We start from the raw sequence: 20179 nt of genomic DNA on the forward strand, positions 1-20179 counted from the left end.
CTTCAATGAGTTGCGGTGAAATAGTGTCTGTTTTTTCTGCTAGATAGCATATTCAGTCCCTAATTCACCGCAACTTGTTGGTGGTGGCTTACTGGTAGCGTAGGCACTCCACCGGGTCGAGCTTTGCCGCGCGTCGAGCGGGGTAGAAGCCAAAGATTACGCCGATGCCGACGGAGACGGCGAAGGCCAGCAGCACCGTGGCGATTGAAAAACTCGGGGTGATTTGCCCGCTGGCACCGAGCTCGCCAAGAATCCCGGATCCGGAGGCAAACATCGCGAGGCCCCAGGCCAGCAGATAGCCTATCAGGACACCCAGCAGGCCACCGGTGACGCACAGCGCCGAGGACTCGGCCAAAAACTGTGCGGTGATATCGCGACGACTGGCGCCCAGAGCGCGACGGATGCCGATCTCGCGGATGCGCTCAGTCACGTTGGTGAGCATCATGTTCATAATACCGATACCGCCGACAAGCAGCGAGATACTGGCGACAGCACCCATGATGAGCGAGAAGGCGCCCATAAAGGAATTGAGGGAGTCGATAGCGCTTTTCATGGAGGTAGCCGATACACTGTCGTACTCATCATCCTCCGCGATACCCTTCATCGCGCGTACCTTGGACTCGATGGTCTTGCAGAGCTCATCCATGTCCGTGCCCTCGGCGGCAAGTGCCGTCACGCTGGGGAATGAAGGATTCTCGTCGCCAAATAGGCCGGAGATGGTTTCGCGTGGCATATACAAAGTGAGCGAGCCCATGGAGTCGCCGCCGCCATCAATCACGCCTACAATCTGCACCTCGCCGTTGGACACTTTGATGGTTTTTCCCAGCGCATCCTGTTCGTTGCCGTAAAGCTGATCGGCGCCGCCGCGGCTGATGAGCGCCACGCGCGAGCCTGCCTTTGACTCGACATCGGTGTAGGTGCGCCCCGCAACGAGCTTACTGGCACCCACGGCGTCGAGCATGTCGCTATCGACACCCTGTGCCATGACGGTATAGCTTTTATCGCCGGTCTTGTACTCGGTATACGCGCTTTTGACAATGCCGATCTGTTCTATCTGCGGCACCAGTTTTTTAAGCTTCTGGACGTCAGAATCAGAGAGTTCTTGGGACGAATAGATCTGAACCATGCGAGCTGCGTTGAGGCCAAGGCTGTTGACCAAGCTGTTTTGGATGCCGCCGATGAGCGAAGTCATGGCAATGACCGAGGCGATGCCGATGACAATGCCCAGGATGGTGAGCAGGCTGCGCCCCTTGTTGGCCTCGAGCGAGTGAAGGGCTTCCTGGATAAGATCGCGGGCGCTCATGCCATCACTCCTTTCGGCGGGTTGGCGGAGGCGGAAATCATGGGCAGGTTATCTACGGCGCTGCGTAGGGTCCGCGGTGCATGCGGAATATACGCGCCGTCGTGAATGCGACCGTCGCGGATGGTCACGGCACGGTCGGCCTCGGCGGCGATGCCGGGGTCGTGTGTGATAAGCACGATGGTTTTGCCGCGCTCCTGGAGCTTGTGGAAGGTTTCCATGACGAGCGCTCCCGTGGCGGAGTCCAGGTTGCCCGTCGGCTCGTCGGCCAAAATGATGGGTGGATCGTTGACAAGGGCGCGCGCGATGGCGACGCGCTGCATCTGGCCGCCCGAGAGCTCGGATATGCGGTGGTCCCAGTGGTCGACGGGCAGCGTGACGGCCTGCAGCGCGTGTACGGCGCGCATCTCGCGCTGGCTGCGCGGCACATTGGTGTAGGACAGCGGCAGCATGACGTTTTCGATCACCGTCAGGCGCGGCAGCAGATTAAAGCTCTGAAAGACAAAGCCGATGCTCAGCGCTCGCACCTCGGTGAGCTCGTCATCGTCGAGCTCGGCGACGTTGAGCCCTTGCAGGAAGTAATCGCCCGCCGTCGGTTTGTCCAGGCAGCCCAGGATGTTCATGAGCGTCGACTTGCCCGAGCCCGAGGGGCCGGTGATGGCAACGAACTCACCGGGGTCTACTGCCAGGCTCACGTTATGCAGGATGTGGGCGCAACCGGCCTCGCTCTCAAAGATGCGGTGCACGTTGCGGATGTCGATGACGGGACGCATTACTTGCCCTCGTCGGCAGGCATGTTGTCGCCGCCGTCTGCCGTCATTCCTGTGCCGGTATCCGTCACGATGGTGTCGCCGTCGCGTAGCTTGGTAACCGGGACGTCTGGATTGATCTCGTTGCCCTGGTCGTCGCGCTTGACCTGCGCCTTACCGACTACAGCCTCGTTGTCGTTTTGCGTCACGACGGTCACCTTCACGCGGCGCGTCTTTTTGCCCTCCGAATCGGTGGCCAAATTGACGTAATAGTGCTCGCCATCTTCGGTCATCAGCGCCATGGTCGGCACCATCACCACGTCGTCGAGCTTCTCGGTCACTACCGAGACCTCGGCAGTCATACCCGGCTTAAGGCGACTGTCAGGTGCTTCGATGAGGATGTCGACGTTGAAGGTCACACTGCCGCCGCTCCCGGAGGAGGAGTCGGAGTTTGCCACCGAGGCGATAGCCGTGACGGTGCCCTGGCTCACGATATCGGGAAACGCGGGGTAGGTCACGTTGGCGCTTTGGCCCACGGCAATTTTGACGATATCCTTTTCGCCCACCTGAACCGTCACCTTCATCTTGGACAGGTCGGCGATCTGCATGCACTGCTTGCCGCCGCTCGTATCGCTTTCGCCCATGATCATGCCGCCTGTTACCGTGGCGCCCACCTTGGCGTTGAGCGCCACGATGCTGCCCGAGCTCGGGGCCGTGACCGTACGGCTGGCGGCCTTGGCGTTCGCCTGATCGAGGTTTGCCTGGGCCGATGTGAGGCTGCGCTGCGCGGCCGATACGGCGTTCGTGTCCGCTGATGCGGCGGAGATGCCAGCCGCTGCGGAACCTCCGTCGACGTCCGTCGTTGGGTTGGCCTGCGCGGCAGCTGCGGCTTTCTTCGCGTTGGCGAGGTCTTCTTGAGCGGCTGCAACTGCACGCTGCGCCTCGGCAACGTTGCGATCGAGCTCTTCGTTTTTAATGGTCATAAGCACGTCGCCCTCGTTGACGGATTGGCCTGCCTGCACGTTGATCGAATCGACCGTGCCGTCGACAGAAGGGGAGACCACTGAGGACGAAATGGGTTTGAGCTGGCCTTTTGCCTCGACCGTTGTGCTAAACGTGCCCTCGGTCACCATGTCGGTCGCAGGCCTGCTATCGCCCTGTGGCTGCGCATTGATAACCAGGGTTGCAACAATAGCAATGAGCGCGATGACACCCACGATGCCGGCGGCAATGCCGCGTCGAATCAGCTTTTTGCGTCGACGTTCGGCACGTTTTGCCTTGAGCTTGGCATATGCCTCTTCATCGGAAATCTCGGCCGTATCGTTCGTGCGTCCGCTCTCCTTGTCGGCATGTACGTCTGTGATCAGAGGAAGCGTTTCGGTGGCACCTTCGGGCGTGTGCTCGGTATCATCCGGGCCCGGGGTGATGTTGGGGACATTCGGCATAGCGTCTCCTTTATAGAAAGAACCTTGATAAGTATATGCGCCCGCCGGTTGGGGCAGGCGCATAGGACGGTATCTTTCGGAATTGTTAGATTGGTCGCAGCAGTTGCATGTTGTATGAATGCGCGCGTTGCACTACGAGTGGACAACCACGCACAGGCCGACTTTGATGCAATCGTGCAGCGCCTTGGCGTCGGCCAGGCGAAGGTTGATGCATCCGTGGCTGCCGCACCACTTGTAGGAGTTGGGATCGTCGAAACTCTTGTCGTTTTGCCACGTTGCATCGTGGAAGCCGACCATGTTTCCCTCAAACGGCATCCAATAGCTGACCGGGCTCTCGTATTTGGGCTTGCCGGTCTCGGGGTCCTTGGCACCGATAAGCTTGCTGGCGCCATTGTTGCTGTTGATCTGCCATACGCCCTCGGGGGTGGCGTCCTCTCCCGGCTTGCCGGAGATAAAGTTGGCCTCCCACACGATATTGCCGCTCTCGTCGTAGTAGCGCGCGTGCTGCTCGGACAGATCGACATCGACGTATGCCTTCCAGTCGGGCTCTCCCTTTGCAGTAAAGGTGTCGGCCTTCTGGGAGTACTTGATCTCGATTTCGCCGGTCTGCTTGTTGTTAATGGCGTCCTCGACCTGCTTGGCGAGCGAGCTGCTGTCGATGGACCAACCAAAGTCGCCGCCTTCGACGGCGCATTGCTTGCCATCGGCGCGCGTCCACCAGCGAGTGGAGCCCACGGTGTTAAAGCCGTTGGCGAGCTCGGCTGCCCAGCTGCCGATCTGCGACGTATCGAGCGTGGGGTTGGCCGGATCGGCAAAGCTGATCCACTGCAACACGGAGCTGCCATCAACCTTGCCGGCATCCTCGCCGTTGAGCTTGAGGGTCACGTTGACGCCCAGGAAGTTGTTGGCGGCATCGCATGCGGCCTGAATCTGATCATCGGTCAGCGTTCCATTGAGCGGCTCATAGGCATCGTTGCCGAGCTTGGAAAGGTCTACGGTCTCGGACAGCGAGGCAAGCTCGAGCTCGGCATACTTAATGACATGCTCGCGGTCGAGTTTTTCGTTGGAGCGCGCCTTCTCGACGGTAAACTTGCCGGCCTGCTCGTCATAGGAGCTATTGGCCTCGAACGTGCCCGAACGGCCCTCGTTAAACTCATCGATGGCGGTGCCCAGATCCTTCTCAAACTGCTTTTGGTCAAAGGTATCGGAGAGCATGGACAGGTCGACGTCTTGATCAAGATCTACTTCGTTGGAGGTAGCGGTTGTTTTGGTCTTGCCGCTTAAGGATTCTACAAGGCGGACCGGCCATACAAAGGCTTCGTTGTGGTTGATGATCTCTTTTGCGGCAGCTTCGCCGTCGACGATGGGCTCATCGGACTCGGGCTGATAGGTCCAGCTAAAGTCATCGCCCGCCACGGTGAGCTTATAGTGCTTCCACGCTGAGTTGACCTTGGTGGCGGCAGACGAAGCGTTGGAGAACGAGACGTCGACGCCGGCGATGGTGGTGTTGGGGTAGGCTACCTGCGAAAACGCTACGACGCCTACGATATAGACAATGACGATAAGACCCAGGAGGACAAAGAGCGTCGTCTTTTTGCCCGACTTATTGTTCCCGGTGGGTTTGCGCGCGGGGTCGCGATCGCCTCGACCGTGCGTGGGGGGCTGCTTGGGCGTATTGCCGTTTGCCTGGCGCTGCTGGCGCTGCTGGTTCGGGCGTTGCGAAGCGTTTGCCGCACCACGCTGCTGACCGTGGCTCGGCGCGATAGGACGCGGCGACTGAACGCCGCCGGTGTGCCTGCTCGGCTGCTGCGGATCGGGAATCAGTTGAGTTCGATCGTTTTGCGACATCGTATGCATATCCTTCGGATTTCGCCTTGCGGCTCATCGTGTTTTTACTGGGCTTGCATTATAGCGATTACCCAGTTGTTTGTGGTATGGAAACGGTGGCATTCAAAAGAGGTGGGACATTTGTCCCACCTTCGAGTCTTTCTTTGTCGCTATCCGCACACACCGCATTTTGCACAGGCCGAAAGTGCGGCCGGAGCCTGCGCGATGCCACCCTTTGCCGTCTCGCGCAGAGTGGCCGGCAACGCGTGGCCCACGGAGAGCATGACGTGCGCCATCTGGTCAAACGGCACCAGGCTCTTGATACCGGCAAGTGCAAGCTGCGCCGAGCTAAATGCCGCGGCCACGCCGATGGCATTGCGGTTTTGGCACGGCACCTCCACGAGGCCGCCCACCGGGTCGCAGACCAGGCCCAGCAGGTTGCTCAGGGCGATGGAGCTGGCGTCGAGTGCCTGCTCAGGCGTGCCTCCGAGCATCTGCACCAGCGCGGCGGCGGCCATGGCGGCCGCGCTTCCCACCTCGGCTTGGCATCCGCCCTCGGCGCCGGCGACGCAGGCGCTCGTGGTGAGGTTGAGGCCGATGGCGGCGGCGCAGTAGAGGGCGTCCATGACTTGCTCATCGTCCAGTTGCAGATGGTCGGCGAGCGCCAGCACGCAGCCGGGCACGACGCCTGCGGAGCCGGCCGTGGGGGCGGCGACGATCATTCCCATTGTGGCGGAGCGCTCAAGGACGGCCATGGCGCGGGCCACGGCATCGGTCTGGACGGCGCCCATCAGGCTTATGCTCAGATCGTTTCGGCTGGTGGCATCGACAAGCTTTGCCTCGCCGCCGATGAGGCCGCCGAGCGAGCGCTGTGGATTGGAAATGGGGGCTGTGGTCTCTTCGCGCATGACGTCGAGTACGCGGCGCATGGCGGCGATAGCGTGTGCCTCGCCGGTCAGACGTGCCTCGCGCACGGCCATGACGGCGCCGATGTTGAGCCCCAGTTCCTCGCACGCATCGAGCAGCTGCTCGCCGTCGTCGAAGATTTCCTTTGCCGAGACGCCGGGGGAGAGCGACGAGGCAGAACCGGGGAGCTCGATAAAGGTCGCGTAATCGACATTGTCGAGCTTGCGGAGCATGGGGACGACGGTGTCGTCGGGGGCGCCGTCGGTCTCAAAGACGGAGTAGGCCTGGCCGCCCACTTCGGTGCGGTAGGTGCGGCAGAAGGCGATGTTCACATGGGCGTAGGCGAGGAGGTTGGTGAGCGCGGCGAGCACGCCGGGGACGTCCTGGTGTGCCACAAACAGCGTGGAATTCATGCCCGAGATATCGACGCCGACGCCGTTAATGCGGCTGATGCGCATCTTGCCGCCACCCAGGCTCTCGCCGCGTACCTGAGCCGTGGCTCCCGTGGCGTCGACCATGTCGATGTCGACCGTGTTGGGGTGGATGGAGGCGTCGTCGCCCTTGATGTCAAAGTGGTAGTCGAGGCCCTGCTCGCGTGCGAGGTCGAAGGCCTGCTTGATGTTCTCGTCGTCGGTGTCGAGGCCCAGGATGCCCGCGACGAGCGCACGATCGGTGCCGTGGCCGCGGTAGGTGTGGGCAAAGGAGTTCCACAGGCCAAAGGTGACCTTAGTGATGCGGCCTTCCAGCAGGCTGGCGGCAACTTGGGCGCAGCGCAGGGCGCCGGCGGTGTGCGATGAGCTGGGGCCGACCATGACGGGGCCCAAGATCTCGAATGCCGAGGTCGTAGCTAGTGTTTGCGGCTTGCCTGCCATGGCTGCTCCTTTGCCTTGTCTCGTCGTCCCGAGGGGCGGGGCATAAGGTCGCCTGCTCGGGCAGTCCTGCTCGCACGGAGAGCACATTAAGTGCTCTCCGGCTCGTGCGGAACTCGCGATCGACCTTATGCCCCGCCCCTCGGGACTAAGGATACATGGTAGAAGTGCGCATGCTGCAAAATTCATTAGCTGGTGACGCAGCGTGGGCTCATATCGATATATCTTCACCACCGGATTAATAAAAAAGAAGTACCGGTTGGAGCCGGTACTTCTATTGGTGCGTTTCTATTTGGCTGTGGCTTTTCTCGTTAGCTTACAGGCCGCAGGCTGCTTTGAGTTCATCGACTCGGTCGGTTTTCTCCCAGGTGAAGTCGGCGTCTTCGCGGCCGAAGTGACCGTAGGCTGCCGTCTTTTCGTAGATGGGGCGACGCAGGTCTAGGTCGCGGATGATTGCGCCCGGGCGCAGGTCGAAGGTCTTCTCTACGGCCTCGACGATCTTGTCCTCGGCAACATGCGCGGTACCGAAGGTGTCGACCATGATTGAGAGGGGCTTGGAAACGCCGATGGCGTAGGCAAGCTCGACTTCGCATCGGTCGGCCAGACCGGCGGCGACCACGTTCTTGGCGACCCAGCGCGCGGCATACGCGGCGGAGCGGTCAACCTTGGTGCAGTCCTTGCCGCTAAAGGCACCGCCACCGTGACGGCCGTAGCCGCCGTAGGTGTCGACGATGATCTTGCGGCCGGTCAGGCCCGTGTCGCCCATGGGGCCGCCCACGACAAAGCGACCGGTGGGGTTTACGTAGATGTCGGCGCCGTCCCAAGGCATGTTCTCGGCAGCCATGACAGGCGCGATGACATGCTCGATGAGGTCGGCCTTGATCTTGCCCATGTCCTCAATCTCGGCAGCGTGCTGCGTGGAGATGACGATGGTCGTGACCTCCACGGGCTTGCCTTCCTCGTAGCGCACCGTGACCTGGGTCTTGCCGTCGGGACGCAGATAGGCGAGGGTGCCGTCGTGACGCACGGCGGCCAGGCGCTCGGCCAGGCGGCTTGCCAGGTAGTGCGGCATGGGCATGAGGGTCTTGGTCTCGTTGGAGGCATAACCGAACATCATGCCCTGGTCGCCGGCGCCGATCAGGTCGATCGGGTCGGTGGTGGCGCCGGTCTGGGTCTCGAAGGACTCGTCGACGCCCTGGGCGATATCGGGCGACTGATCGTGGATAAGGCTCATAACGCCGCAGGTGTCGCAGTCAAAACCGAACTTGGCACGGTTGTAGCCAATGCGACGGATAACGCCGCGGGCGATTTCCTGTACGTCGACGTAGGCCTGGGTGCGAATCTCGCCGGCGACGATGACGGTGCCGGTGGTCACGAGGGTCTCACAGGCGCAGCGGACGTTCTCCACGTTGGCAGGCACGCCGTTGGGGGCGATGTAGCCCTGCTCCTGGAGCTCTATTTCTTTGGCGAGGATTGCGTCGAGGACGGCGTCGCTGATCTGGTCAGCGATCTTATCGGGATGACCTTCGGTCACCGACTCCGACGTAAAAACAAAGGACCCGTGTTGGGGTGGGATGGAACGAAGTTCTTCTGACATGATTGTCCTTTCAAAAACGTGTCCCGGCGACCGTTACCATTCCGCTGGGCTCTCTATGCAATGGCACATCATAGCGCGTAAATCAAACATTCACACCCTTTCCGCACCCTTGCGGCACTTTACTCATTGGGGACAGACTTAAATGACCAGCCTTGCCTAAGTGCCGACAGGTTGCCCAAAGACTGATCATTTAAGTCTGTCCCCAATGAGTGGGTCGGTGCCCTTTGTGCGGAGGTGGGCATTGTTGCTTTATACTAATGCGGTTAGACATCCATCCTGCAATCGAGGAGATTTCCATGGCATCAGACGTTCGCGTCCGCTTTGCACCCTCACCGACGGGCAAGCTGCACATCGGTGGCGCCCGCACCGCTATCTATAACTGGGCTTTCGCCCGTGCAAACGGCGGCACGTTCATCCTGCGCATCGACGACACCGACCCCACCCGCTCTACCGACGAGAACACGCAGATTATCCTGCGCGCCATGCGTTGGCTGGGCCTGGACTGGGACGAGGGTCCCGAGGTGGGCGGCGATTTTGGCCCCTACGCCCAGACCGAGCGCCTGGACCTGTACAAGCAGGCCGCCCAGAAGCTTTGGGACGAGGGCAAGGCCTATCCCTGCTTCTGCACCAAGGAGCAGCTCGACGCCGATCGCAAGGCCGCGCAGGAGCGCAAGGACCCCTTCCAGGGCTATCAGCGCCGTTGCCGCGACCTTGATCCCGAGGAGGCCCGCCGTCGCATCGAGGCCGGCGAGTCCTACGTCCTGCGCATCAAGGTGCCCGAGGACCGCGGCGACGTCGTCATCCACGACGCCGTTCACGGCGAGGTGACCTTCGACGCCAAGGGGCTCGACGACTTTGTCATCTTCCGCTCCGATGGCACGCCCACGTACAACTTTGCGACCGTCGTCGACGACGCCATGATGAAGATCACCCATGTCATCCGCGGCGACGACCACCTCTCCAACACCCCGCGCCAGGTCATGGTCTACGAGGCCCTCGGCGCGCCCGTGCCCACGTTCGCCCACATCTCCATGATTCTGGGCGCCGACGGCAAGAAGCTCTCCAAGCGCCACGGCGCCACCTCAGTAGAGGAGTACCGCGACGCCGGCTACCTGTCCGACGCTTTCGTCAACTATCTGGCGCTGCTCGGCTGGTCGCTTGACGGCGAGACCACGATCATCCCGCGCGATGTCCTGGCCAGCAAGTTCTCACTCGACCGCATCTCCAAGAACCCGGCGACCTTCGACCCCAAGAAGCTCGACTGGGTCAATGCCGAGTACATCAACGGCATGTCCGATGCCCAGTTTGCCGACGAGATCATGGTCCCCGAGCTGCACGAGGCGGGTCTCATCGAGGGCAACGTCGAGTACGGCGAGGACTGGATTGACGCACTCGCTGCCATCGTCAAGCCGCGCACCAAGATGCCAGCCGACGCCGTGACCGTCGCCGCTCCCATCTTTGCTACGGCCGAGACGCTCGAGTATGATGAGAAATCCGTTAACAAGGGCCTGGCCAAGGAAGGCATGGGCGCCATCCTGGACGCCGCCAAGGCCGCGCTCGAGGGCGTGGACGAGTGGACAGCCGCGAACATCGACGCCGCGCTTGAGCCGCTGCCCGAGCAGATGGACCTCAAGAAGCGCGTGGTGTTCCAGGCCGTGCGCGTCGCCGTTTGCGGCAACATGGTGAGCCCTCCGCTGGGCGAGACCATGGCGCTCGTCGGCTGCGATGACTGCCTGGCACGCATCGACCGCGCCCGCACGATGGCGCTGTAGCAGCTGCGCAAACGTATGTATTCGAGCCCCGTTCACCCCGAGCGGGGCTCTTGTTTCTGTACCGATGAGTGGGTTGCTGGGACAAAATAATCAGTGGTGTTTGTCCCGTGTTCGAGCGACGCAACAAGCTCGACACTCGTATCGGCCATGGGACAAACACCACTGATTATTTTGTCCCACCCCTTTCAGGTCCGTTCGTTAGAGGTGGTGTATGGCTCAACAACTGTCGCTGTTTGGTTCACCGGAACCGGAGGAGGCTCTGGTGAAGCTCATGCCTGCCGCTGCCTCGGCTCAGCCTAAGCCTGCACCTGAGCCCATCGCTGCCTACGCGAGCGTGGTTCTCGACATTCCTACCCGAGCGCTGTCCGAGCCATTCGCCTACGGCATTCCCGAGTCCCTTGCCAACGAGGCCCAGGTCGGATCGACGGTCCTGGTCCACTTTGGCAACCGTGCCGCCGCAGGCTACATCGTCGATATTGCGCCCGAGCTGGGCGACCTACAAGGCAACAACGCCCTTGACCTTTCGCGCATCAAGCCTGTCGAAGCCATCCTCAGCAAACCGCTCTTTACCGCCGAGGCTGCACGCATTGCGCGCTGGATGAGCCGCGAGTATGTCGCGACGCTTTCCGAGTGCCTGCGCCTGTTTTTGCCACCGGGCGGCAGCCCGCGTGTGGTCAAGGGCGACGACGGCGTGTGGACGGTTGAACGTCCAGCCGTCAAACCCATCCAAAACCGCTGGGTGATGCTTACGCCCGAAGGCTTTGACTACACGCCACCCAAGACCGCGGTCCGCCAGCGCCAACTCATCGAGGCGCTCCAGTGCGGACCGGTCACGACGCGCGACCTCAACCTTCTCTATAACAGCATGTCGGCGACCATCAAGGCGCTCGAAAAACGCGGCGTTGTGGTGGTGGAAGAGCGCCGCGCCTGGCGTGGCTGCGGCGAGCAGACCACGCTGTCCTCGGCAAGCGGCAAAGCGCCGGTCTCCCTTACCAGTGGCCAGCAACAGGCACTCGCGCAGATTGAGCGCGCCCGTCTGGACGCTCATGGCGACGTGGTGCTGGTCGACGGCGTCACCGGCTCCGGCAAAACCGAGGTTTACCTCTCCGCCATCGAGCGCGTGCTCGCAGCCGGTCGCTCGGCCTGCGTGCTGGTGCCCGAGATTTCGCTGACGGCCCAGACCGTCGGCCGCTTCCGTTCGCGCTTTGGCGAGACGGTCGCCGTGTTCCATTCGCGGCTTTCGGCCGGCGAGCGCCTGGACCAGTGGGATATGGTTGCCAGCGGTGCGGCCCGCGTGGTCGTCGGCGCACGTTCGGCGCTCTTTTGCCCGCTTGGCGACCTGGGCCTCATCATCATTGACGAGGAGCACGAGACCAGCTACAAGCAGGGGTCCAGTCCGCGCTACCACGCGCGCGAGGTGGCGGCCGAGATGGCGCGGCGCTACCGCTGCCCGCTCGTGTTGGGCTCCGCCACGCCCTCGGCCGAGGCCCTCGACCACTGCCGCCGTGGAACGTATAACGGCACCACTTGGACGCGCGTCGAGATGCCCGAGCGCCCGGGACACGCCGTGCTGCCCGAGGTCCGCATTGCCGACCTGCGCCGCGAGTTTTCGCACGGTAGCCGTTCAATGTTCTCTAAACCGCTGATGGAAGGTTTGGAGCGCGTTGTAGAGCACCGCGAGAAGGCCGTGCTGCTGCATAACCGCCGTGGCTTTGCGCCGTTCCTGATGTGTCGCGAGTGCGGCTGCGTTCCCACCTGCAACCACTGCTCCACCGCGCTTACGTATCACGAGCGCACGCACACGCTGCAATGTCACACATGCGGATCCTCCTGGCGCGTGCAGCCGTATCCCGCGCCCACGAGTCGTTGCCCCAAATGTGGCAGTCGCTACCTGGCAAAAATGGGGCTGGGCACGCAGCAGATCGAGGACGCACTGCACCAGATGCTGCCCGAGGACGTCGCCATCATCCGCATGGATGCCGATTCCACGCGCGGCAAGGATGCGCACAAAAAGCTGCTCGAGCAGTTCGATGCTGCCGATTGCGCCGTGTTGCTGGGCACCCAGATGATCGCCAAAGGCCTCGACTTTCCCGAGGTCACGCTCGTGGGTGTGGTCAATGCTGACTTCGCCCTCAAGCTGCCGGATTTCCGCGCAGGGGAGCGCGCCTACGATTTGCTTGAGCAGGTCGCCGGTCGCGCCGGTCGCGGCGACCGCCCTGGCGAGGTCATCATCCAGACGTATCTGCCCGAGGATCCGGTCATTCGCGCCGTCGCCGAGCACGATCGCTCGATCTTTACCGACTACGACCTGGACCAGCGCCGCGACGCACTGTATCCGCCGTTCGTGCGCCTGGTTAACATTTTGGTGTGGTCGGCAAGCCGCGACGATGCGCAGGATTATATCGGGCGCATTGCAAAGCTTCTTAAGCGCCGCTGGCATGCCGCCGCGCCCGACTTTTTGCGGGCGGGTAGCGCCGTGCCCCAGGTGCTGGGCCCGGCTTCGTGTGTAATCGAGAGAGCCAAGGACCGTTACCGCTTCCATCTGCTTGTGAAGTCGCCTGTGGGGTACCATGTCTCTGATGATATCGACGCCTGCCTCAAAGAGGTGGGCTCTGTGCGCGGCGTGAGCGTGAGCGTTGACGTCGATGCCTATGATTTGATGTAACAACCCGAAAGGATGGCCATGGAAGCCAACGGAATCGTACTGTCGCCCGACCCTCGCCTGCGTCAGGAGTGCGCCGTGATCGAGGAGATCACCCCAGCGATCGAGGCGCTTGCCGAGAAGATGAAGAAGATGATGTTCGACAACGGCGGTTGCGGCCTGGCTGCTCCGCAGATCGGCGAGCTTATTCAGCTCGTCACCATTGACTGCGACTACAGCGACAAGAACGACTACGACCCGTACGTGCTCATCAACCCTGTCATTGTTGAGCAGAGTGACCATCTGGTGCCGTTTAGCGAGGGCTGCCTGTCCATCCCTGGCATTAGCTGCGAGATCGAGCGTCCCGACCATGTCGTCGTAGAGGCGTACGACTTGGACGCAAACCTGATTCGCTACGAGGCTACGGGCGACCTGTTCTGCGTGTGCCTGCAGCACGAGATCGATCACCTGCATGGCAACACTATGTTCGAGCGACTGAAGCCCATGCAGAGGCTCAAGGCCGTCAAGGAGTACCAGGACGCCCTGGCCCGCGGCGCTCGACCGGGCGAGACGGAGTAGGTTAATTGTCCGTCCCTGGGATGGGGCCCACACATATCATCCCGTGCTCAAACATTCTCGCTTTGCTGCGAAACTGCGCGCGGGACGATATGTGTGGGCCCCATCCCAGGGACTACGTTGTCGCTCTTCGTTTCGCCCGGGTGCCGTCGGGCCAGGGAGGGGCGTCTTCGCTGATAGGTGCTTTCTTGGGAGGGCTGCTTTTATGCGGCTCTTTCTTTGTTTTTGGGTATATTTGTTTCTGTTGAACTATTCTTGCGGCTGGGCGCGCTTGCGACCAGGAACGCTTTTTTGTAGCCGTCTCGGCTCGTTATTGAGAGGAGACTAACTTTTATGCGTATTGTGTTTATGGGTACGCCTGATTTTGCTGTGCCTTCTTTGACTTCGCTTGTTGAGGCTGGGAATGAGATTGCGCTTGTTGTTACTCGTCCTGATGCTGTTCGTGGGCGTGGTAAGAAGCTGGAGCCGTCTCCTGTTAAGGCTAAGGCGCTGGAGCTGGGGTTGCCGGTCATTGAGGCGAATCGTATGACGCCTGAGGTTGTTGAGGTGCTCCAGGCTGCCCAGGCTGATATTTTCTGTGTGGCTGCCTATGGCTGCATTTTGCCCGATGAGGTGCTGCATATGGCACCGCTCGGCATTGTGAATGTTCATGCGTCCTTGCTGCCTCGTTGGCGTGGGGCTGCTCCTATTCAGCGTGCCATTCTTGCTGGTGATGAGGTTGTTGGCGTTTCCATTATGCGCATTGGGCATGGCGTGGATACCGGCGCTTATTGCGCCCAGGCGTCTACGTCGGTTGCAGGCAAGCATGCCGAGGCACTGACTACGGAGCTTGGCGAGCTGGGCGGCAAACTGCTTGCCGATACGTTTCCTTCTCTTGCCGATGGCACCGCCGTGTGGACTGAACAGGATGAGGCGCTCGTTACCCATGCTGCCAAGATCTCCAAGCAAGAGATGCGTCTGGATCCGCACATGGCGGCGCTTGATTGCGTGCGTCATGTGCTGGCCTCGTCCGATACCGCGCCTGCTCGTTGCGTGATTGCCGGCAAGACCGTGTGCGTGCTCGACGCTGCGCCGGCTGATGTGTCGCTTGGTGAGGGGCTCGTCGCCATTCAGGCTAAGCGTGTTTACCTTGGCCTTTCCGATGGCTCGGTTGAGTTGCTCGAGGTTAAGCCTGATGGCAAGCGTGCTATGGCCGCTTCTGCTTGGGCTGCTGGCCTGCAGGGTGCCGATCTTTCGTGGGGTGTTTTGTCATGAGCAAGCTGTCTCCCGCGCGCAAGCTTGCGCTCGATGTGCTGATGGAGGCCGATCGCCGCGGCATGTACGCGCGCGACGTGCTCTTGTCCCGTGCTTCCGCCAGGGCCATTGACCAGCGCGATTCCGCTTTTGCCGCCCGCTTGGCGCTGGGTGTCGCCGCCACGCAGGGTATTTTGGACGAGCTGCTCGACCAGTTTCTCGATAAGCCCAAAAAGGTCGCTCCGCGTGTGCGCATGGCGCTTCGTATCTCGGCCTTCGAGATGCTCTACCTGCATACGCCTGGCCGCGTTGCCGTAAGTCAGGGAGTTGAGCTGGTTCGCTGCGGTGCTAAGTCCGCCGCTGGCTTGGCCAATGCTGTACTCCATAAGGTTTCAGACAATGTTGAGGACTTTGCTACTGCGTCCGATGTGGATGAGTCTGAGCGACGCTTGGTTCGTCTGTCGCGTCTGATGGGTCTTCCTCGCTGGCTGTGCGCTCGCATTATGGCGTCGTTTGACACGCCAGAGGGTGCGCTTAACTTTGCCGGCAATCTGGCCCCCGCGCCGCTGGCCCTGCATGAGAACGCCTTTGCGACTAATCCCGATCCGTATATCTCGCAGCTTGTGGCACCCGTGTTCCCGGGTTGCCATGCCCCGGTTGATGCCCAGGTTACCGTTGCTTCGGGTGCGTTTGAACGTGCTGCCGCGGTGGCATCTGATCTCAACGCGCAACTTATCGCCACAGCTGCCACGCGCCCTGGTAGCTGCCTTGAGATTGGTGCCGGTCGTGGCACCAAGACCTATGTGATGATGTGCCAGGCCAAGCGTACGGGCTATGAGCGTCAGCATACGGCGCTCGATCTGCATGATCGCAAGTGCGATTTGAATCTCGCTCGCCTGCATAAGGCTGGTATTCAGGGCGTTCGCACGGTTTCGGGTGATGCTTGCGAGCTTGATGAGGTGCTCACATCGTTTGATGCCATGCTTGGCGAGCCGGTTAAGTTCGACACGGTCTTTATCGATGCGCCGTGCTCTGGCACCGGCACCATGCGCCGTCATCCCGAGATCCCGTGGCGCCTGACCGAAAAGGATGTGACGGTTGAGCTACCCAAGCTGCAGCTGACGATGCTCAAGGAAGCCGCTGCGCGTGTGGCTGCCGGCGGCGAGCTCATCTATGCGACGTGCTCGGTCTTTGATGAGGAGAACACGCAGGTTGTGGATGCGTTCTTGGCGTCGCCCGAGGGTGCGGACTTTAGCCTGGAGCCGCTCTCCGAGGCGCAGATTCTGCAACTCCCCGATTTCGAGCAGGCCAAGAAACTGGTAGCCGTCCGTCAAAACGACCGTGGCCTCTTCCAAAGCGTCCCCGTAAACGCCGACTCCTACGACGGCCACTTCTGCGCTCGCCTGATCCACAACTAACTACTAATTTGCGGTGAAATAGGGATTGAATAGCGGCTTCTACCTGCCAAACTGTCCTTATTTCACCGCAATTCATAAGGAAACCTGGCCTGATAATTAGCTACCCATTGCGCAAAGAAATAGCCCCGCGATCGGTGTTGATCGCGGGGCTGATTGGTTTCTAGTGGCTGTGCGGGCAGTTGGCGCAGCAGCCACTCGTGGCGCTGGTGCTGGAGCCGCCGCTTCGCTGGTCGGTGTTGTAGAAGCCACTGCCCTCAAACTTGATGCCGCTGGCCGAGAACGTCTTGGCGGCCGGAGCGCCGCAGTTGGGGCACACGACCTCGGGGGTCTCGGACATGGGATGCTCAACCTCAAACACGTTGCCGCAGCTCGAGCACTTGTAATCGTAGCGCGCCATAATACTTCCTTTTCAGCACAAAGCGGGCAGATTACTCTGCCCGCAAAAATTCAAACGTCTGTAACTGTACCCTATATCGGGCGTTTTATCACGCTTCGCCCCAGAATCTATGCGTGTTGCGCAGGAGCTGTGCGGTTTTGCTCTCGGCGGCCGCAACGTCGGCCTCGTCAGCCTGCCAGGTCCAGTTGCCCGTGGCCACGCCCGGTACGTTCATGCGCGCGTCGTCGCCCAGCCCCAGGACATCCTGCAGCGGCATCATCACCAGGGGAGCGTCGCTTGTCAGCGCGTCACTCATCAGCTTGGCTGCCACCTCAACACCGCTCGGCTCGTCGCCGCCCGCAAAGGAGCGCGTGCACCAACCCGCGAGCGTCGACGTGTCGTGAGTCGATGTGTACAGGATCTTGCCGGGCGTAGGGTGCACGCCGCAACGAACGTCGTAATCGCTAAACTCCAGTACGTCCATACCGGGGAAGCCGCAAGTCGAAGCCATGGCGCGAACACCGGGCGTCAGGTAGCCCAGGTCCTCGGCGATAAAGTTGAGCGGCCCCAGCTCGTCATAGGCGGTCTGGAACAGGTCCTTGCCCGGGCCTGCCAGCCAACGCCCGTCGGCGCAGGCCTTACCCGCGGGAATGCTAAAGTAGCTGTGGAAGCCCAGGAAGTGATCCAGGCGCACGCGGTCGTAGAGCGAAAATGCACGACGCAGGCGATCCATCCACCAGCTATAGCCGTTCTGCTTCATGTGGTCCCAGCGGAACGTCGGGTTGCCCCACACCTGGCCCTCGGGCGCAAAGTTGTCGGGCGGCGCACCGGAGATCTCGATTGCCTTACCGGTATCGGACAACCAGAAGTTCTCGGGCTCGCTCCACGCGTCGGCCGAATCGTCGGACACGTACATAGGGATATCGCCGATGACCTCGATGCCCTTCTTGTGCGCATAGTTCATGAGCTCGCACCAGGCCAGGTCAAAGCGGTACTGCATGTACGCCTGAAGCTCGGCCTCGTCGTGGAAGCGCTTGTCGTCGATCAGATGCTCGTTGTAGCGCGCGACATCTGCCGGCCAATCGTGGCGCGATTCGCCCTCAAAGTACTTTTTGACGGCCATGTAGACGCAGTACTTCTCGAGCCAATCGGCATTGCGATGTTTAAACGCGGTGTACAGCGGATCGGCATCCTCGCCGCCGCGGGCCTTCCAGGTCTCAAAGTCGGCTGCCAGCTCCTCGTGGCTCTCGGGCAGCAGGTCGATATTGCCTGCAAAGGCCGAAGGACCGGCGTAAGGGGAGCGGAAGAAGTCCGTGGGGTTGACAGGCAGGACCTGCCAGTAGCGCATGCCCATAGCGGCCAGATGATCGATAAAACGACGCGTGGGCGCACCGATTGTGCCGGGGTTGCCGTCGTCAGTCGGCACCGAGGTGATGTGGCACACAACGCCCGCACCGTGATCGAGCGGCTCCTGCAGGCGCTGCTCGGCGTGGTGATAGATGATCGACGACCCCAGCGGATACAGATCGAGCGTGACCGTACCATTGTGGATCTCGCACTCGTGACCGCTGATCACGTCGCTCGCGCATTCGCCGAGCGCTGGAATCGTCACGCGGTGCGAATTGCGCAGGCTGCGGTTGATGATAACAGTCGCGGACTCGCCATCCTTGCCCGTGCGGTTGTATGCCAGTACCTCGTCGTTGAGCGCGAAGGCCTTGATCTCGCCGTCGATCATAAATGGCAGAGCGCGGCGCACAGCAGATGCGTTCTTGACGATCGCGAACGTATCGAAGTCGTGCAGGTCTTCCTTCAAAGGCAGCGTGCGGCGATTGCCCGGATCGGTCAGGCCCTCCAAGCCGTACTCATCGCCGTAGTAGATTGAAGGCACACCGGGGAAGGTCATCTGCATGAGCGTGGCGAGCCAAAAACGGCTCTTGGCCAGGCCCATCGAGTTCTCGTCCAGGCGCCATTTGCTGCGCTCGCACTCGGGCAGCTGCGACTCGTCGGGGCCGCCGCCGAGCACCGAGATGATGCGCGGACGGTCGTGGCTCGAAAGCAGATTAAGTGCGCAGGACAGGGCCTCACGGGGATAGTTCTCGCGCATGGTTTCGATATCCTCGGCTGCCTGGTAGGCGTTCTTGTAGCCCATCAAAAAGCCGATGACCATGTCACGGAAGGGGTAATCCATAGCAGAGTCCAGCTCGGAGCCCTGCAGGTAGCGGCGCAGATGACCGTAGCTAATCTTGTTGGAGGCGTCTTCCCAGACTTCGCCGAGCAACAGTGCATCAGGCTTTTCGGCAAGTACGGCCTTCTTGATCTCGGCCAGAAAGTCGTCGGAAAGCTCGTCAGCGACGTCCAGACGCCAACCATGGGCACCGGCGCGCAGCCATTTGCGGATCACGCCGTCCTTGCCCAGGAGCTTCTCGCGCACCAGCTCGGACTTCTCGTTGATGGCTGGCATGTTGCCAACGCCCCACCAGCAGTCGTACGAGCCGTCCTCGTGGAAGGTAAACGCATCGCGCCACGGCGAATCCTCGCTCTGCCAGGCACCCACGCCGGGGTAGTTGCCGTAGCGGTTGAAATAGATCGAGTCATCGCCCGTGTGGTTGAAGACACCGTCCAGGATGATGGAGATGCCCAGCTTCTCGGCTGCCTGGCACAGCTCGGTAAAGTCCTGCTCGATGCCCAGAATCGGGTCGATCTTGGTGTAGTCGGCCGTGTCGTAGCGGTGGTTGCTCGCGGCTTCAAAGATGGGGTTGAAGTAGATGGCCGTAAAGCCCAGCTCGGCGATGCGGGGCAGGTCTTCCTGGATGCCCTTGAGCGAGCCGCCGTAGAAGTCCCATGTCTTGATGGAGCCGTCCTCGGCACGCTCGTACACGGGCGGCTCGTTCCAGTCCTCGACCATGCGGCGCTGGATTCCGTTGCGCGGTTTTTCGACCTCGGCCAGCGTGCGCTCGCGCCAGTGCTCGTCGCGGGCATAGCGGTCGGGGAAGATCTGGTACACCATGCCGCGCTCGTACCAGGCGGGGCGGTTGTCGCGGTGCTTATAGACGGTGATCTGGAACGAAGGTACCTCGGCGTAGTCGTAGGTTACGCCTTCGCCGCCGGTGCGGCCCTGCGGTGCGCCCAGGCGAACCTCGGGCTGGCCCTCGATATTGCAGATAAAGCTGTACCAGATAAGACAGGGCTCGGTACACTCAAGCTCTACGGAAAATATGCCGTCGCCTTCATGCGTCATGGGATACCGAGACTCGCCGATCTCATCGACCCAGGTGCGCAGGGTGAGCGTTGCCTGGTTGGGGTCGGCATCCTCCAAGATCACCGAGAGCGAAACGGAAGTGCCAGTGGTAACAGCGCCAAACGGAGTGCGAAACTGCGGCAGGCGGCTGTTGTGTATCAATCTCATAGTACGGTCCAGTTCAATAGAATCATGGCCTGCTGGCCATGGGCTTTACGCACAGGATGTAAGT

General features: G+C 61.3%; 13 protein-coding genes. 5 read left to right on the forward strand and 8 right to left on the reverse strand.

Going from position 1 to position 20179, the window contains the following annotated elements:
- Positions 1-88: 88 nt before the first annotated feature.
- From DXC18_RS01140 to metK, 6 genes are all read right to left on the reverse strand, one after another.
- On the reverse strand, positions 89-1303 hold the full coding sequence (locus tag DXC18_RS01140; RefSeq protein ID WP_117583482.1) for an ABC transporter permease: 1215 nt from the start codon (positions 1301-1303) through the stop codon (positions 89-91).
- Positions 1300-2073 (reverse strand): ABC transporter ATP-binding protein, encoded by a 774-nt coding sequence (locus DXC18_RS01145; protein ID WP_117583483.1) that lies wholly within the window; start codon positions 2071-2073, stop codon positions 1300-1302. The genes DXC18_RS01140 and DXC18_RS01145 overlap by 4 nt, the downstream gene beginning before the upstream one ends.
- Positions 2073-3494 (reverse strand): efflux RND transporter periplasmic adaptor subunit, encoded by a 1422-nt coding sequence (locus DXC18_RS01150; RefSeq protein WP_158551926.1) that lies wholly within the window; start codon positions 3492-3494, stop codon positions 2073-2075. Before DXC18_RS01150 ends, DXC18_RS01145 begins: the two co-directional genes overlap by 1 nt.
- Positions 3495-3626: 132 nt before the next feature.
- Positions 3627-5342, reverse strand: coding sequence for a L,D-transpeptidase (locus tag DXC18_RS01155; protein ID WP_158551929.1), 1716 nt, complete (start codon positions 5340-5342; stop codon positions 3627-3629).
- Between the two features lie 149 nt (positions 5343-5491).
- Positions 5492-7099: an L-serine ammonia-lyase, iron-sulfur-dependent, subunit alpha gene (gene sdaAA, locus DXC18_RS01160; RefSeq protein WP_117716092.1), complete on the reverse strand. Its 1608-nt coding sequence runs from the start codon at positions 7097-7099 to the stop codon at positions 5492-5494.
- Positions 7100-7412: 313 nt separating this feature from the next.
- Complete coding sequence (gene metK / locus DXC18_RS01165; protein WP_117716093.1) at positions 7413-8693, reverse strand: methionine adenosyltransferase; 1281 nt, start codon at positions 8691-8693, stop codon at positions 7413-7415.
- Positions 8694-8989: 296 nt separating this feature from the next.
- On the opposite strand from metK, the gene gltX reads away from it, so the two are divergent.
- The 5 genes from gltX (at position 8990) to DXC18_RS01190 (ending at position 16333) form a co-directional block, all read left to right on the forward strand.
- On the forward strand, positions 8990-10465 hold the full coding sequence (gene gltX, locus DXC18_RS01170) for a glutamate--tRNA ligase (protein ID WP_117583488.1): 1476 nt from the start codon (positions 8990-8992) through the stop codon (positions 10463-10465).
- Between the two features lie 211 nt (positions 10466-10676).
- Complete coding sequence (gene priA, locus DXC18_RS01175) at positions 10677-13130, forward strand: primosomal protein N' (RefSeq protein WP_117716094.1); 2454 nt, start codon at positions 10677-10679, stop codon at positions 13128-13130.
- 18 nt (positions 13131-13148) lie between these two features.
- On the forward strand, positions 13149-13685 hold the full coding sequence (def, locus tag DXC18_RS01180) for a peptide deformylase (protein WP_117583490.1): 537 nt from the start codon (positions 13149-13151) through the stop codon (positions 13683-13685).
- 330 nt (positions 13686-14015) lie between these two features.
- Positions 14016-14936, forward strand: coding sequence for a methionyl-tRNA formyltransferase (gene fmt, locus DXC18_RS01185; protein WP_117716095.1), 921 nt, complete (start codon positions 14016-14018; stop codon positions 14934-14936).
- Positions 14933-16333, forward strand: a complete 1401-nt coding sequence (locus DXC18_RS01190) for an RsmB/NOP family class I SAM-dependent RNA methyltransferase (RefSeq protein ID WP_117583492.1) — start codon at positions 14933-14935, stop codon at positions 16331-16333. The genes fmt and DXC18_RS01190 overlap by 4 nt, the downstream gene beginning before the upstream one ends.
- Before the next feature lie 160 nt (positions 16334-16493).
- Here DXC18_RS01190 and DXC18_RS01195 read toward each other — a convergent pair whose 3' ends face one another.
- On the reverse strand, positions 16494-16730 hold the full coding sequence (locus tag DXC18_RS01195) for an FmdB family zinc ribbon protein (protein WP_117583493.1): 237 nt from the start codon (positions 16728-16730) through the stop codon (positions 16494-16496).
- Positions 16731-16818: 88 nt separating this feature from the next.
- A complete protein-coding gene (locus DXC18_RS01200) occupies positions 16819-20115 on the reverse strand; it encodes a 4-alpha-glucanotransferase (RefSeq protein ID WP_117716096.1) in 3297 nt (1098 codons plus the stop codon).
- Positions 20116-20179 lie beyond the last annotated feature (64 nt).

Source organism: Collinsella sp. OM08-14AT, assembly GCF_003438115.1.
Lineage (GTDB): Bacteria > Actinomycetota > Coriobacteriia > Coriobacteriales > Coriobacteriaceae > Collinsella.

Excerpts from the sequence above, each read along its gene's own strand:
- DXC18_RS01140 (WP_117583482.1), bottom strand. The coding sequence starts at position 1,303 with ATGAGCGCCCGCGATCTTATCCAGGAAGCCCTTCACTCGCTCGAGGCC.
- DXC18_RS01145 (WP_117583483.1), bottom strand. The coding sequence starts at position 2,073 with ATGCGTCCCGTCATCGACATCCGCAACGTGCACCGCATCTTTGAGAGC.
- DXC18_RS01150 (WP_158551926.1), bottom strand. The coding sequence starts at position 3,494 with ATGCCGAATGTCCCCAACATCACCCCGGGCCCGGATGATACCGAGCAC.
- DXC18_RS01155 (WP_158551929.1), bottom strand. The coding sequence starts at position 5,342 with ATGTCGCAAAACGATCGAACTCAACTGATTCCCGATCCGCAGCAGCCG.
- sdaAA (WP_117716092.1), bottom strand. The coding sequence starts at position 7,099 with ATGGCAGGCAAGCCGCAAACACTAGCTACGACCTCGGCATTCGAGATC.
- metK (WP_117716093.1), bottom strand. The coding sequence starts at position 8,693 with ATGTCAGAAGAACTTCGTTCCATCCCACCCCAACACGGGTCCTTTGTT.
- gltX (WP_117583488.1), top strand. The coding sequence starts at position 8,990 with ATGGCATCAGACGTTCGCGTCCGCTTTGCACCCTCACCGACGGGCAAG.
- priA (WP_117716094.1), top strand. The coding sequence starts at position 10,677 with ATGGCTCAACAACTGTCGCTGTTTGGTTCACCGGAACCGGAGGAGGCT.
- def (WP_117583490.1), top strand. The coding sequence starts at position 13,149 with ATGGAAGCCAACGGAATCGTACTGTCGCCCGACCCTCGCCTGCGTCAG.
- fmt (WP_117716095.1), top strand. The coding sequence starts at position 14,016 with ATGCGTATTGTGTTTATGGGTACGCCTGATTTTGCTGTGCCTTCTTTG.
- DXC18_RS01190 (WP_117583492.1), top strand. The coding sequence starts at position 14,933 with ATGAGCAAGCTGTCTCCCGCGCGCAAGCTTGCGCTCGATGTGCTGATG.
- DXC18_RS01195 (WP_117583493.1), bottom strand. The coding sequence starts at position 16,730 with ATGGCGCGCTACGATTACAAGTGCTCGAGCTGCGGCAACGTGTTTGAG.
- DXC18_RS01200 (WP_117716096.1), bottom strand. The coding sequence starts at position 20,115 with ATGAGATTGATACACAACAGCCGCCTGCCGCAGTTTCGCACTCCGTTT.